This window comes from Paraburkholderia sp. XV, from assembly GCF_020177535.1.
GTDB classification, from domain to species: domain Bacteria; phylum Pseudomonadota; class Gammaproteobacteria; order Burkholderiales; family Burkholderiaceae; genus Paraburkholderia; species Paraburkholderia caribensis.
In genome coordinates this window covers 1-692 of record NZ_JAGUUD010000272.1, presented here as the reverse complement: position 1 = coordinate 692, position 692 = coordinate 1, and the positions used below count along the sequence as shown (strand labels likewise).

The 692-nt window shown below is 62.3% G+C and carries 1 protein-coding gene; it reads right to left on the bottom strand.

Annotated elements, in window-relative coordinates:
* Window positions 1-692: DUF6708 domain-containing protein (locus KFO72_RS41885; RefSeq protein WP_225034562.1), on the bottom strand; the 692-nt coding region annotated here is incomplete at both ends.

Below are 692 nucleotides of genomic sequence, written 5' to 3'. Positions count from 1 at the left end.
GCGCTACCCGTCCACAGCAGGATGAACGGTACTTCCTTCCACACGATGGGCTGGCGCTGTGAGTGGGCATCTGCGGGCGGGCGCATCACGCCCCCTTCGGCGGCGCAGGCCTCGATCTGTGCGGGCCAGGTGGGAACGCGGTTACAGCGATAGGCGATCCAGCTGGCGATGCTGAAGAGCATGATCATCGGCGCCATCGCCGTGCAGGCCAGGGTGACCAACAGCAGCAGGCCGAACCCCTTCATCTGCGGATCGTGCCAGTCGAACCTGCGCGGAATGTCGAGCAGATCGAAGAAGCTCAGGAGATCGCGCAGGCCTGTACGGTGTTCGAGATAGGTCTCGCAGCGCGGCAGGCTGGCGGGGCCGGCTTCCATGAACTGGCGCACGTATTCGTACTGGCCAAGCGCGTACTGTTCGTTCAGCGAAGTCTGGCCGAGACTGGCGATGCGCGGAAAGTGTCCATCGAATCTGACCTCGCCCTGTTCATCGAGATCGACGAGCAGCACGGCGCGGAAGGTGTTGACGTTGGTGTTGGCGGGAGTGACGCCCTGGGAGACGGGGGTGAGCCTGTCCCAGTCGAGTTCGATTGGCGTACGTGTGCCGACAAACATCCACACCTTGCGACGAGTGCGGTCGAAACGTAGCAGCGCATCCGTGTAGCCGAAGAAGTCGGTCAGGAAGATGGATAAAAA